This window comes from Rhodococcus sp. IEGM 1306, from assembly GCF_036541985.1.
GTDB lineage: Bacteria > Actinomycetota > Actinomycetes > Mycobacteriales > Mycobacteriaceae > Rhodococcus_F > Rhodococcus_F qingshengii.
Window position 1 is genome coordinate 459,806 of sequence record NZ_JAZHFF010000005.1, and the last position, 13,518, is coordinate 473,323.

Annotated in this window: 13 protein-coding genes; 9 read left to right on the forward strand and 4 right to left on the reverse strand. The window is 65.1% G+C overall.

The features are described 5' to 3' along the window. Positions 1-3 precede the first annotated feature (3 nt). Genes V3587_RS17640 through V3587_RS17650 form a run of 3 tightly spaced genes read left to right on the forward strand, consistent with a single transcriptional unit; the run spans position 4 to position 3,012 of the window. Positions 4-783 (forward strand): enoyl-CoA hydratase/isomerase family protein, encoded by a 780-nt coding sequence (locus V3587_RS17640; RefSeq protein ID WP_095969182.1) that lies wholly within the window; start codon positions 4-6, stop codon positions 781-783. A 53-nt stretch (positions 784-836) separates the two neighbouring features. Continuing rightward, positions 837-1,853 (forward strand): class I SAM-dependent methyltransferase, encoded by a 1,017-nt coding sequence (locus tag V3587_RS17645; RefSeq protein WP_003944733.1) that lies wholly within the window; start codon positions 837-839, stop codon positions 1,851-1,853. Position 1,854: 1 nt separating this feature from the next. Continuing rightward, positions 1,855-3,012, forward strand: coding sequence for a THUMP-like domain-containing protein (locus tag V3587_RS17650; RefSeq protein WP_283377051.1), 1,158 nt, complete (start codon positions 1,855-1,857; stop codon positions 3,010-3,012). A gap of 1 nt (position 3,013) precedes the next feature. On the opposite strand, the gene V3587_RS17655 is transcribed toward V3587_RS17650, so the two are convergent. Beyond that, positions 3,014-4,321, reverse strand: a complete 1,308-nt coding sequence (locus V3587_RS17655; protein WP_124566336.1) for an outer membrane protein assembly factor BamB family protein — start codon at positions 4,319-4,321, stop codon at positions 3,014-3,016. 137 nt (positions 4,322-4,458) lie between these two features. Between V3587_RS17655 and V3587_RS17660 the strand changes: the two genes are divergently transcribed. Both V3587_RS17660 and V3587_RS17665 read left to right on the forward strand, forming a co-directional pair. Beyond that, positions 4,459-5,223 carry an acyltransferase gene (locus V3587_RS17660; protein WP_095969185.1) on the forward strand — a complete coding sequence of 255 codons (765 nt, stop codon included), beginning with the start codon at positions 4,459-4,461 and terminating at the stop codon, positions 5,221-5,223. A 97-nt stretch (positions 5,224-5,320) separates the two neighbouring features. Then, positions 5,321-5,956 (forward strand): maleylpyruvate isomerase family mycothiol-dependent enzyme, encoded by a 636-nt coding sequence (locus tag V3587_RS17665; protein ID WP_095969186.1) that lies wholly within the window; start codon positions 5,321-5,323, stop codon positions 5,954-5,956. A 10-nt stretch (positions 5,957-5,966) separates the two neighbouring features. Here V3587_RS17665 and V3587_RS17670 read toward each other — a convergent pair whose 3' ends face one another. From V3587_RS17670 to V3587_RS17680, 3 genes are read right to left on the reverse strand one after another with little or no spacing between them, the layout of a single operon-like run. Beyond that, entirely contained in the window at positions 5,967-7,211 is a 1,245-nt protein-coding gene (locus tag V3587_RS17670) for a glycosyltransferase family 4 protein (protein ID WP_020907242.1), read from the reverse strand. Continuing rightward, positions 7,208-8,743 carry a 1,4-alpha-glucan branching protein domain-containing protein gene (locus V3587_RS17675; protein WP_095969298.1) on the reverse strand — a complete coding sequence of 512 codons (1,536 nt, stop codon included), beginning with the start codon at positions 8,741-8,743 and terminating at the stop codon, positions 7,208-7,210. Before V3587_RS17675 ends, V3587_RS17670 begins: the two co-directional genes overlap by 4 nt. A 29-nt stretch (positions 8,744-8,772) precedes the next feature. Next, positions 8,773-9,567 (reverse strand): class I SAM-dependent methyltransferase, encoded by a 795-nt coding sequence (locus tag V3587_RS17680; protein WP_283377052.1) that lies wholly within the window; start codon positions 9,565-9,567, stop codon positions 8,773-8,775. A 271-nt stretch (positions 9,568-9,838) separates the two neighbouring features. Between V3587_RS17680 and V3587_RS17685 the strand changes: the two genes are divergently transcribed. The 4 genes from V3587_RS17685 to V3587_RS17700 all read left to right on the forward strand — a co-directional run bounded on the left by V3587_RS17685 (position 9,839) and on the right by V3587_RS17700 (position 13,515). Continuing rightward, a complete protein-coding gene (locus V3587_RS17685) occupies positions 9,839-10,639 on the forward strand; it encodes an electron transfer flavoprotein subunit beta/FixA family protein (protein WP_003944754.1) in 801 nt (266 codons plus the stop codon). A gap of 48 nt (positions 10,640-10,687) precedes the next feature. Further along, positions 10,688-11,644: an electron transfer flavoprotein subunit alpha/FixB family protein gene (locus V3587_RS17690; protein ID WP_003944698.1), complete on the forward strand. Its 957-nt coding sequence runs from the start codon at positions 10,688-10,690 to the stop codon at positions 11,642-11,644. 135 nt (positions 11,645-11,779) lie between these two features. Then, positions 11,780-12,616, forward strand: coding sequence for a GNAT family N-acetyltransferase (locus tag V3587_RS17695; protein WP_283377053.1), 837 nt, complete (start codon positions 11,780-11,782; stop codon positions 12,614-12,616). After that, the gene (locus tag V3587_RS17700) at positions 12,616-13,515 is read left to right on the forward strand and encodes a lysophospholipid acyltransferase family protein (protein WP_283377054.1); all 900 of its coding nucleotides are present in this window, start codon (positions 12,616-12,618) and stop codon (positions 13,513-13,515) included. The genes V3587_RS17695 and V3587_RS17700 overlap by 1 nt, the downstream gene beginning before the upstream one ends. Positions 13,516-13,518: the final 3 nt, after the last annotated feature.

Below are 13,518 nucleotides of genomic sequence, written 5' to 3' on the forward strand. Positions count from 1 at the left end.
ATCATGGCTGAATTTGTGACTCTCGAAGTTTCCGAAGGCATCGGCACCATCCGTCTGGCGCGCCCGCCCATGAACGCGCTGAACCGTCAGGTCCAGGACGAGTTGGCTGCTGCTGCGCACGCCGCGACCGTCGACAAGGCAGTCAAGGCAGTCATCGTCTACGGCGGCGAGAAGGTTTTTGCTGCCGGCGCCGACGTCAAGGAAATGGCCGAGATGGACTACGGCCAGATCCGTGACGCGATCGGCGGCATGCAGGCAGGACTCGGCGCCGTGGCGTCCATCCCGAAGCCGACCGTCGCCGCGATCACCGGATACGCACTCGGTGGCGGTCTCGAAGTTGCACTGTCGGCCGATCGCCGGATCGTCGGAGACAACGCCAAGCTCGGAGTTCCGGAGATTCTGCTCGGAATCATTCCCGGTGGCGGCGGAACGCAGCGCCTCGCTCGGCTGATCGGTCCGGCCAAGGCCAAGGATCTGGTCTTCAGCGGCCGTTTCGTCGGGGCCGACGAGGCGTTGGCCATCGGTTTGGTCGACGAGGTCGTCGCTCCCGACGACGTCTACACCGCGGCCCGGACATGGGCCTCGCAGTTTGTCGGGGGAGCGTCACGCGCGTTGGCTGCTGCCAAGGCAGCCATCGACGAAGGTCTGAACACCGACCTGGAATCCGGCCTCAAGATCGAGCAGCATCTGTTCGCCGGATTGTTCGCGACCAAGGATCAGACGATCGGCATGGAGTCGTTCATCGCCAACGGTCCGGGCAAGGCCGAGTTCACGGGCGAGTAGGCTCCCCTAAACTAGAACTTGTTCATCTCTTACCAGCGAGTAGGATAGCCGCCATGACAGCCAGCCCGAATGACGACGCAACCGTCACGCCGCCCGCCGCTACCGACACCTCGGTAGTCGACCCCGCGCCGCGGCCGCACGCCACGGCCGAAGAGGTCGAGGCCGCTCGTAAGGACACCAAGCTCGCTCAGGTGCTCTACCACGACTGGGAAGCCGAAACCTACGACGACAAGTGGTCCATCTCGTACGACGAGCGCTGCATCGACTACGCACGTGGTCGTTTCGACGCCGTCGCGGGCGACCAGCCGCTCCCGTACGAGCGCGCCCTCGAACTGGGTTGCGGCACCGGATTCTTCCTCCTGAACCTGATGCAGGGTGGAGTCGCCAAGACCGGTTCGGTCACCGACCTCTCGCCCGGCATGGTCAAGGTCGCACTGCGCAATGCCGAAAGCCTCGGCCTGCCGGTCGACGGCCGTGTTGCCGATGCCGAGACCATTCCGTACGAGGACAACACCTTCGACCTGGTGGTCGGCCACGCCGTGCTGCACCACATCCCGGACGTGGAGAAGTCGCTGCGCGAGGTCCTCCGTGTTCTCAAGCCCGGCGGTCGTTTCGTCTTCGCCGGTGAGCCCACGACTGTCGGCAACTTCTACGCCCGCTGGCTCGGCCGCGCGACGTGGGAAGCAACCACACGCGTGACCAAGCTGCCGTTCCTGGCAGATTGGCGTCGCCCGCAGGAAGAGCTCGACGAGTCTTCTCGAGCAGCAGCTCTCGAGGCTGTCGTCGACATCCACACGTTCGACCCCACGGACCTCGAGAACATGGCGAAGTCCGCCGGCGCCGATCAGGTCCACGCTGCCACCGAGGAATTCGCCGCGGCGCTGCTCGGCTGGCCGGTCCGTACCTTCGAGGCGGCTGTTCCGCCGGAGAAGCTCGGTTGGGGCTGGGGGCGTTTCGCTTTCGGTGGTTGGAAGACGCTCAGCTGGGTCGACGAGAAGGTGCTCCGCCACGTCGTTCCTCGCGGATTCTTCTACAACGTCATGATCACCGGCGTGAAGCCCGGCAACTGAATTGGGTTATGACTTCACCCTCGGCGACGTCGACTATCTCGGAAGTGATTCCGGCGTAGCTGCCTTGGCCGAGGTGGATCAGCTCGAACTGTCCACGCGTACGCGTCTGGCCGACATCGGCCGGGCGCGTACGCGTTTCGGTGATCACATGCCTGCGCTCGTGGACACCGTTCTGCTTCGACGCAAAGCCGCTGCGAAACTGCCCGGCAGCGATCAGTGGCTGTTCACGGACGACGCGATGCAGCAGGCCACTCCCGGCGTCGTGGCGGCGCACCGCGCGCAGCGTCTGATCGGGCGCGACGTCCACGACGTGACGTGCTCGATCGGCGCCGAACTGCACGCCTTGACCGGAGTTGCGCATCGCGTGATCGGCAGCGACATCGATTCCGTTCGGCTGGCGATGGCGCATCGCAATGTACCGAGCGCAGCGTTGTTGCGTGCCGACGCACTCCGCCCGACGACACGCGAGACCGTCGTACTGGCGGACCCGGCGCGGCGATCGGGCGGTCGTCGCACTCACGATCCCGCAGCCCTGATGCCGCCGCTACCGGACCTCATCGAGGCGTACTCCGGCCGTGATCTCGCCGTGAAGTGCGCTCCCGGACTCGATTTCGACAACCTCGGCTGGGCCGGCGAAGTCGAGGTCGTCTCGCTCGACGGCGGAGTCAAGGAAGCCTGCCTGTGGTCGACGGGACTGGCCGAGTCCGGCGTCACGCGTCGAGCTTCGGTGCTTCGCTCCGACGGGAGCGGGTGGGCGATCACCGACGCCGAGGACGACGTTATTCCGGAGCGGGCTCCGGGGGAGTGGATCATCGACCCGGACGGAGCGGTAGTGCGCGCAGGCCTGGTGCGCCACTACGCGGCCAGACACGGCCTGTGGCAGCTCGATCCGCGGATCGCCTATCTGACCGGCGACAGCGTCCCTGAGGGAGTTCGAGGATTCCGAATCCTCGAGCAGATCAAGTACTCGGAGAAACTGCTCAAACAGACGCTGTCCAAGAGGGACTGCGGTGTGGCCGAAATTTTGGTGCGAGGAGTCGACGTCGATCCGGCAGTGCTGCGTCCACGGCTCAAGCTCAAGGGCTCGCTTGCGCTGAGCGTCGTGATCGTGCGGATCGGACGATCGGCGTCGGCCTTCATCTGTGAGGCGTCCCGCTAGCTCACTTGAAGACGAACAGCTCACCGATTGCGCTGGGCGTCAACACTTCACCCTTCGGACCGATGGAGGTGCCGACGGTGAAGCCGACCGCTCCGGGCAGCGTGTCCTGATCCACCGTCTCACCTGTCTCGGTGTCGAAGGTGATCAGGCTCAGTCCGTTCTCACCCTCGCGGACGACGGTGTAGCCGGTGTTGCCGGCGGTCTGCGCCGGAACGCCCAATTGCAGAAGGTCTTTGCGTTCCCAGGCGAGTTCGGCGTGATCTCCCTCGTCGCGCACGGCAAGGAGGTGACCCTTGTCGCCGCCGGCGGGGATGATCAAACCGTCGTCGGACGTCGAGGCACTACCGGCCGAGTTGAAGCCGATGTCGTAACTCCATCTGGTGTCACCGGTTTCGGCGTCCACCGCCCACAGCGACCCGTTGTTGTCGGTGGCGTACACGGTCTTGCCGTCCTTCGACAGGTCCGGGCTCGACGCCGTCCCACCGGGAAGCGCGTCGGTGGACCACTCGCGGGTGATGGACGGATTGTCACCGCCCGTGTACTTCATGGCGACCAGATCGGCTGCCTGAGAACTGGGTCCGTAGAAGGTGAAGTAGAACTTGCCGGTGCCCAGGTCGACTGCCGGCGTATTGGCCACCGGGCAGCCGGCGGTACCGAGGAAGCACTCGTTCAAACCCTTGTTGTCGGGAATGAGTTCTGCATTCGAGCCCTGGTCGATCGACGGCGGCGGGATCAGGTCGAACGACGGAAGAACCTTTGCGCCGGTCTGCGGGTTGAGCACGTTGATCTGACCCAGCTGGGTGATGAACAACAGGTTTCCGTCGCCGGTGAACTGCGACGAGAGGGGAGTGCCCACAACGAGCGTGCGCCAACGCAATTGACCCGTTTCGGTGAAGGACATCATCGCGCCGCTCTCGCCGACGTAGACATTGGTGGCCGTGTCGACGATGGGCGTCGAGGCGACTACTCCGTCGTTGAGTCGAGCGCACCACTTCTTGCGACCCGAATCCATCTGGAAAGAAAAGAGATTGCAGCCGTTCTCGGTGCGGGCGGTGACGAAACTCTGGCCGTTCGCGGCCACCGACGCGTACGCGGCAACCGGACCGCCGAGGGGGCGTGACCATGCGAACTCGACATCGCGTGAACCGGTGACCGGGCTCGTGTCGCTGTTGCGGGCGTCGGCGTGCATGGCCGGCCAACCCGCCGACGCGTACCGGTCCACCCGTCCGTCGTCGCTGCCGCAACCGGCGATCAGGACCGCAACGATCGCCGTCGACACCATCACGGACGACCGTAGGACCCGCCGCATCACAATCTCCCTGCCTTCACTTCGTCAAGAGCCTTCGGTAACTGCACAAGCCCGGAGCAGAGACTATCCCGACCGGGGCAACGTGACGGGGCACACCCCGAGGGTCGGTGAGTCGGCCCCACGTAGGCTGAACACTCATGACGAGCATGTGGGGCGCACCGTTGCGCACTCGATGGCGGGGATCACGCCGCAACGACAGCGATCAGGCCAAGTTCTTGACCGTCGATTCCCTCAAATGGGTTCTGGCGAACAAGGCGTACACACCCTGGTACCTGGTGCGGTACTACCGTCTCGCCAAGTTCAAGATGGCCAACCCGCACGTGATCCTGCGCGGCATGGTGTTCCTCGGCAAGAACGTCGAAATCCATTCCACCCCCGATCTGTCCCGCCTCGAGATCGGGCGCTGGGTACACATCGGCGACGGCAACGCGATCCGTTGCCACGAAGGTTCGCTGCGCATCGGCGACAAGGTCGTCTTCGGCAAGGACAACGTCGTCAACACCTATCTCGACATCGAAATCGGTGCGTCGACGCTCGTAGCCGACTGGTGCTACATCTGCGACTTCGACCACCGCATGGACGACATCAACACACCGATCAAGGACCAGGGCATCGTCAAGGGCCCCGTCCGCATCGGCCCGGACACCTGGGTGGCAGCGAAGGTCACCGTGCTGCGAAATACCCGCGTCGGACGCGGTTGTGTTCTCGGTGCGCACGCCGTCGTCAAGGGAGACATCCCGGATTACAGCATCGCCGTCGGCTCGCCCGCAAAGGCGGTCAAGAACCGCAAGTCCGATTGGGAAGCCGGCGCTGCCGATCGTGCGAAGTACATCGCGGCACTCGAGGACATCGCACGCAAGAAGGCTGCTGCGGACGCTGCCGACGCGTCGTCGACGCCTTAGCTCACGTTCTGACAGCACCAGCGATTACTTTCGGCGCCGCCACCGGTCTGTATCGGTATCGGCGCCGAAAGTCTGCGCCGGTGAAAGGAGTGCCGACATGAGCGAACAGACACCCGAATGGGTCGTGGCGCAGCGCCGCGAACTGGTGGGATTTCTCGAAGGCCTGAGCACGGAGCAGTGGAACGCGCCGACCCTGTGCGACGGGTGGCGGGTCCGCGAAGTGATCGCGCACATCACCATGCCCTACCGATACTCGGCGCCGCGATTCGTCGTGGAAATGGTCAAGTCACGCGGAAACTTCAACAAGATGTCGAATCGGCGAGCGCTCGCCGACGCGTCGGAAGTCGGTGAGCAACAATTGCTTGCCTCGCTTCGCGACAACGTTGCACACCCGTGGAAGCCGCCGGGTGGTGGCTTCGAGGGTGCACTCTCGCACGACGTGATCCACGGTCAGGACATTCGCGTGGCACTCGGCGACGATTACGTGGTGCCAGAAGACCGGCTCACTCGCGTGCTCAGCGGACTCTCGCCCAAAACCGTGAAGTATTTCGGGACGGACCTCGACGGCGCTCGGTTGCGCGCCGACGACCGAGACTGGACGTACGGTGCCGGCGCCGAGGTCCACGGAGCGGCGCAGGATCTGCTGCTGGTGCTGTGCGGCCGGATGTTGCCACCCGGCCATCTGCTCGGGGACGCGAGTTCTCGCTTCACCGCGCCACTCCCGATCCGCTGAGGTCAGCGCTTCACCGGCCGGGTAGCGGACGCTCGGGGATCTGCGGACGAGCCAACGGCTGCCGCACCCGACGCTTTGCGCCCGCGTAGACGTGCGCAGTCTCCTCGGCGACCTGATGCCAGTCGAAGTCCGATGTCAGGCGTGCGCGGGCGGCCACTGCCCGTTCCTGCGCCCCGGCGGGATCGTCGAGAACCTCGCGGACAGCCGAGGTGAGCCCGGCGATGTCGCCCGGTTGGAAGGACATCCCCGTCACCCCGTCGACGACGGCTTCGCCCAGTCCGCCTGCGGTGGAAGTGATCAGCGGAGTGCCGGCTGCCGCCGCTTCGAGGGCGATGATCCCGAAGGGCTCGTAGCGGGACGGCAGGACGATGGCGTCCGCTCCGTGCAGCCAGCTGAGCAGTTCGGTGTGATCGAGGTTGCCGAGAAAGTCCACTGCCCGCGCGACGCGATGAGTCCGCGCCTGTTGGTAGAGCCAGGTGAACTGGGTGCCTTCGCCCGCGATCGCGAGGGTCGTGCCGGGGTGGCTACGACGGATTCGGGGGAGAGCCGCGATGGCGTCCTGCACGCCCTTCTCGTATTCCAGGCGGCCGACGAAGAGGAGTTTCGGCGGTCCGGACCGCGGTCCACGTTCGCGAAAGTTCCACGTGGTCACGTCGATTCCGTTGCGGATGACGGTGATCGGCGGAAGCGTCGGGCCGTAGAGCTCGGTCACTTCTTCCTGCATGGACGCCGAACAGGTTATGAGAGAGTCGGATTCGTTTGCCAGCCACCACTCGACGGAGTGGACCTGGCGGTTGATGCGTCCGGAGATCCAGCCGCTGTGGCGACCCGCCTCGGTGGCGTGAAGTGTGGAAACCAGTGGGACGTCATAGAATTCGGCCAGGGCGATAGCCGGATGTGCGACCAGCCAATCGTGCGCGTGTACGACGTCCGGCTGCCAGCCCTCGCCCACTCCTGGCTTGTGCAGCGCCATCCCGGCGCGGACCATCGCGTGACCCATCGCGAGGGTCCACGCGAGCATGTCCTCACCGAAGACGAAGTGAGCGGGGTCCTCGGCCACCGCGACGACAAGGACGCCTTCGGAGATGTGCGTGACCGTCGGGTGCGTGGACGCATCGGTGCCGGACGGTCGCCGTGAGAGGACCACAACCTCGTGGCCTGCAGCCGCAAGCTCGGTGGCGAGATGGTGGACGTGGCGACCGAGCCCGCCCACGACGACCGGTGGGTACTCCCACGAGACGATGAGAATCTTCACGACGCACTCCCGTTCGCCAGTTCTGTGTCGGGCAGACGGCGTGCATCCAGACCTGGGAACAATCCGTCGGCACGATTCCAGCCTTCGGCAAGGCGCTCGGCGACGGTGTCGCGGCCGGAAACCACCGCTTCGGAGATTTCCCTGGTCGCGTGGGCGTGCTTGTGTGCGCGTTCGCGGGCGTACCCCGCGGCCGAATCCTTGCTCACCATGAATGCCCAATCGCTCGAAACTGTCATCAGTGTCTCGCGAAGTACCTGATCGTTGACGCGGTTTCGCAGTTCCGGGCGGCCGGGAGCGTTGTCGCGTCCGCGAGACTTGTCCACGGTGGTGAGGGCAGTCTCGACTACTTCGGAGTTCAGTTGCACGAGGTCGGACACCTGATCGCCGGCCCACACGCGCCAGTCCTTGCCCGATCCCCAGGACGAATCCTCGAGTTGAACGGGTTCGCCGACGTATCCCGATGCCTTGGCGTCAGCGAGGGTCCCGACGCGAATTCCGGCCTCGGGGAGCGCGCGCAGGAGCTTTTCGAGCCACTGCGGACCTTCGTGCCACCAGTGCCCGAACAGTTCCGTGTCGAAAGCCGCGACCACGAGGGCGTCGCGGCCGATACGGGCGGACTCACTGCGCAGACGCGCCCGAACGGTTTCGACGAAGTCGGCAACATGCTTGTCGACGGCGGCGGCAGCGAGTTCGGGGTCGTACGGCAACTTGTCGGCGGAGTCGACGGTCCGTCCGGTGACCCGCGACGGCTTGAGGCCCGTCTCGTGGTCGTAGGTGTGGAAGTCGCGGTAAGCAGCGTGACCCGGGTATCCGGATTTCGGGGACCAGACGCGGTAGCTGACCTGCAGGTCGCGGCCGAAGGCAACCACGTCGGATTCACGAACCGGGCGGCCGAGGGACGTGTCGCCGCGCAAGGCGGGACCGTCGACCATGAAGTGGGTGACGCCCGCTTCGGCGTACCCGCGCTCCATACCCGGTGTGTACCCGCACTCGGGTCCCCAGATCCCGGTCGGAGTGTGGCTCCACCGGGCATGCGCGTCGGCGAGACCCTCGCGGAGAGAGAAGGCCCGCAAGCGAGGATCGAGCAGGGGTTGGAACGGGTGGGCCAGCGGCCCGCCGAGAAGCTCGAAGGCCTCGCGATCGATGAGGTCCCGGAACACCGGGGAAGCGCCGTGCTGCCAGTGAGTCTCGAAATCCTCCAGAGCGGCGGCTGACGCCCGGTGTTCGCGCGCGCCGAGTTCGCGGTGCGCCGCGTCCGGCATCCCGGCGGCTTCGTGGGCACGGATCTGCCAGTTGCCGAGCCAGTGATGCATCCCGGCGAGGCAGTGGGGATCGTCCAACTGAGCCGCGAGCACCGGCGTGATTCCCAGTGTCAGCAGGTGCGATCGGCCCTCGTCGGCGAGGCGTCGAAGCGCGGCGGCAAGCGGAATGTACGACGCAGCCCAGGACTGGTAGATCCATTCCTCGCCGACGGGCCATCTGCCGTGGTTGGCGAGCCACGGCAGATGGGAGTGCAGAACCAGGGCGAACATCCCCGGTTCGGTGACGGGTGTTGCGTTACTCACTCGCCGGTTTCCTTCACGGCGGTGTCCTTCACGGCGATGGCGACAAGGTCGAGGCTGTCGTCGATGTCGGGTTCGCTGATGCTGAAGTCGTCGACGGTGATGCCCTCGACGTCGCGGGTGAGATCGTCCGGCCAGGGCTCGCCGGCCAACGCGCGGTCGATCTGCGCGTTGATGAACGATCCGCCGTGCTTCGCGTCGAGTTCCTTCAGACGCGAACCGTGGTGGACGCCGGTCATCAACTGAACGCGGAATCCGGCGTCTTCGAGCAATTCGGTCATTTCGGCGGCGTTGAGCTCACGAGTGTGGAAAGGGTTGAGCGGCGTGTCGCGGCCGGGGGAGAAGGTGATCCGGTTGGGGGTACTGATGAGAAGTTCACCGCCGGGAGCGAGAACGCGGAAGCACTCGCGCAGGAACTGACCCTGATCCCACAGGTGCTCGATCACCTGGAAATTGACGACGACGTCAACCGAGTTGTCGGCCAGTGGAAGCTCGGCGAGATTGCCGTGGAGCATCTCGACGCGAGGGTAGCGCGCACGGACGTGTTCGACCGCGGAGATGTCGTAGTCCAGGCCCGTAACCTTCGTTGCGACGTCCGCAATCATGTTGGCGCCGTAGCCTTCTCCGGAGCCGGCCTCGAGAACTCGGCGGTCCGTGCAGCGCTCCAGAAGTGCGCGGTACACCACTTCGTGGCGCCGGAACCAGTAGTTCTCCTCGGGGATTCCTGGCACGGTTCGTTCGCCCGTCAAGGGCAGGGGTGCGTCCTCGTGGTTGCTGACACTCGTTTCACTCACCCGTGCGAGATTAGTGCCATCCGAGTAGAACGTGTTCGCCGTGGTCCAGATCACTGCTGTCAATTCCTGTTCGTGCCGTTATGGTGGACGAGGTTCCACGTTAAGTTACCCACCGGTAACTTAACGTGGGGTAATCTAACGCACAGCCGACGTGAACCGAGAAATCCGCCCGTGGGGAGACCTGTCGGACTCTCTTTTCGGACGCTCGGACTGCGCGAGCACCACAGACGATTTATCAGGTGAATTACACACAGGAGGTCGACGAAGACCCATGACGAATATCGTTGTTTTGATCAAGCAGGTCCCCGACACATGGTCCGAGCGCAAGCTGACCGACGGCGACTACACGCTTGACCGTGAAGCCGCCGACGCAGTCCTCGACGAGATCAACGAGCGCTCCGTCGAAGAAGCACTCCTCATCAAGGAAGCTCAGGGCGGTGAGGTAACGGTGCTGTCCGCAGGTCCCGACCGCGCCACCGACGCTATCCGCAAGGCTCTGTCGATGGGCGCCGACAAGGCCGTCCACATCAACGACCCGGCACTGCACGGCTCCGACGCGATCCAGACCGCATGGACGCTCGCTGCTGCTCTCGGACAGATCACCTTCGAGAACGACGAGCCTGCCGACCTGATCATCGCCGGCAACGAGGCCACCGACGGCCGCGTCGGCGCTGTTCCGGCCATCATCGCCGAGTACCTGGGCATCCCGCAGCTCACGCAGCTGCGCAAGGTCGTCGTCGCCGACGGCAAGATCACCGGTGAGCGCGAGACCGACGAGGGCGTCTTCGGCCTCGAGGCTTCGCTGCCCGCGATCGTCTCGGTCACCGAGAAGATCAACGAGCCGCGCTTCCCGTCCTTCAAGGGCATCATGGCCGCGAAGAAGAAGGAAGTTCTCGTCTACACGCTGGCCGACCTCGGAGTCGATCCGGAGACCGTCGGTGTTGCGAACGCCGGCACCACCGTGACGTCCTCCACCCCGAAGCCCCCCCGTACCGCTGGTGAGCGCATCGTCGACGAGGGAGACGGTGGCACCAAGATTGCCGCTTACCTCGTCAGCAACAAGGTCATCTGACCGCGCCCTTCTAGACATCCAGCAGAAGAACTCAGGGAGAGTTAAGTCATGGCAGAAGTACTTGTGCTCGTAGAGCACGCAGAGGGTGCGCTGAAGAAGGTCAGCACCGAACTCATCACCGCTGCACGCGCACTCGGTGAGCCGTCGGCAGTTGTCGCCGGCCCCGCGGGTACCGCAGCAAAGCTCGCCGACGCTCTGGCAGCAGCCGGCGCCGAGAAGATCTACGTCGCCGAGTCCGACGACATCGACGGCTACCTCGTCACCCCCAAGGTCGACGTTCTCGCCGCTCTGGTCGAGTCCACCAGCCCGGCAGCGGTCATCACCGCGGCCGGCACCGAGGGCAAAGAGGTTGCCGGTCGTCTGGCCGCACGTCTGGGCTCCGGACTGCTGACCGACGTCATCGAGATCAAGGCTGACGGCACCGGCGTCCACTCCATCTTCGGTGGCGCGTTCACCGTCGAGGCCAAGGCCAACGGCGACGTTCCCGTCTACTCGGTTCGCCCGGGTGCAGTCGAGGCTGCTCCGCAGGCCGGCGCAGGCGAGCAGATCACCGTCGAGGTTCCGGCTCAGGACGAGAGTGCCGTCAAGGTCACCTCGCGTGAGCCCATCGTCGGCGGCGACCGCCCCGAGCTCACCGAGGCGTCGGTTGTCGTCTCCGGTGGACGTGGCGTCGGCAGCGCGGACAAGTTCTCCGTCGTCGAAGAGCTGGCCGATTCCCTCGGCGCTGCAGTCGGTGCTTCGCGTGCTGCTGTGGACTCGGGTTACTACCCCGGACAGTTCCAGGTCGGTCAGACCGGTAAGACGGTCTCGCCGCAGCTGTACATCGCGCTCGGCATTTCCGGTGCCATCCAGCACCGTGCCGGCATGCAGACGTCCAAGACCATCGTCGCGGTCAACAAGGACGAAGAGGCACCCATCTTCGAGATCGCCGACTTCGGCATCGTGGGCGACCTGTTCAACGTCGCACCGCAGCTCACCGAAGCTGTGAAGTCCCACAAGGGCTAAAAAGCACGAACTGCTGTGCGCCTTTATCAACCCCCCGCGGTTGATAAAGGCGCACAGTGCTTTATTCACCCGGCCTGCATCGGCATGTCACTTCGTCGATACCGAGACGCCGTTCGCGCTCGATAAACCTTGCGCATGACAATTACGTCAGTCCTTCGCTCCGCGAGTGACAATCTCGGCCGTGAGGTCGCCCAGCCGAGATATTCCCTGATCGTCTCCTCCGACCGCGAGCATCGTGTCGCAGCGCAGCGCCTTCGATACCGAGTGTTCGCCTCCGAGCCAGGCTTCTCCCTCCCGGCCTCGGCCGGCGTGTTCGAGCTCGACGCCGACGCCTTCGACGAATTCTGTGATCATCTTCTCGTTCGCGACAACATCACCGAGGAGTACGTCGGCTGCTACCGAATGCTGCCGCCGGATTCCGCTGCGGCCGCGGGTGGGTATTACACCGCAACGGAATTCGACATCTCCGCGCTCGATCCGGTGGCGAACAGAATCGTCGAAATGGGTCGCGCGTGCGTCGATCCCGCTCACCGCACCGGATCCGTCCTCAGCCTGATGTGGTCAGGCATCCTGCACTACCTCGAATTGACCGGATACGAGTGGGTGATGGGCTGCGTCTCCGTGCCCGTCCTCCCGAGCCCCGATTCAATCGCCGGCGCCGATGTCCGCGGCGTCCGTGACTTCGTGATGAACAAACACGCCAGTCCGGCGTCACGACGGGTGACGCCGCGAAACCCGGTGGTCCTCGGCGGTCTGACGCTCGACGAGATTGCCGCACCGGAACGCGTCACGATGCCGCCGTTGCTACGTGGCTACTTGCGGATGGGCGCGATGATCTGCGGGGAACCTGCTCACGATCCCGAGTTCGGTGTGGCCGATTTTGTTGCGCTGCAAGGCCTTCACTCCGCCAACAAGCGCTACCTCGAACGGCTGCGATCGGCGGCCGCCGCGCACGAATCGGGGATCGGCTGATGACCGCGACGTTGCCGTACTGGGTGCCGACGAGCCCCTGCGGCGACGGGTGCCTACCCGCGGACGCACCCCGTGTGTCGAGTATCACCGTGGTGGCCCGCGGGGTCATGGTCGGCGCCGCACTGGTGACTGCGCCGGTGCTTTCGGCCGGTTGGCTGCTCCCGCGCGCCTGGCGTACGGAGATGCAGCGCGGATACTCGCGGGCGCTGCTGCGTTGCCTGGGGATGAAGCTCACGGTCGACGATCAGCGGTTGGGGCGCGCCGAACCGGCGGGCGTGATGGTTGTCGCCGGCCACGTGTCGTGGACCGACGTCCTCGTCGCGAGTGCCGTTGCCCCGGCCAACTTCGTCGCCCGTGCCGACTTGCTCGACTGGGCAGTGCTCGGTGGTCTCGCGCGCCGGATGCGCGTCGTCCCCATCGATCGCGCTCGACTGCGTGAACTTCCCGGAACCGTCGACGTCGTTCGCGAGCGCCTGCAGCGAGGTGTCCGTGTGATGGTGTTTCCCGAGGGAACGACCTGGTGCGGCCGGGCGAACGGCGGTTTTCGCCCGGCGATGTTCCAAGCTGCCGTCGACGCCGAATGCCCGGTTCAGCCCATGGCGATCCGCTACGAGAACGCCGACGGTTCCCTGTGCACCGGACCGTGCTTTGTCGGCACCGAAACGATCGGTCAGTCCATCCGCCGGATCCTGCGTCAGAAGAACGTCGAGGTGAAGGTCAGGCTGGCTCCACTCGAGGAGGCAGGGGAGTGTCGAATCGACCTCGCACAGCGATGCGAGAGAGCTGTACGAGGCGTCGAAACCATCGATCTGGCAGCTCACGACATCTTCGACCCCGCGCCGGAACTCGTGACACAAGCCGTGGGACAAATCGATCCCTCCCCGGCGATGACCGCGTAGCCT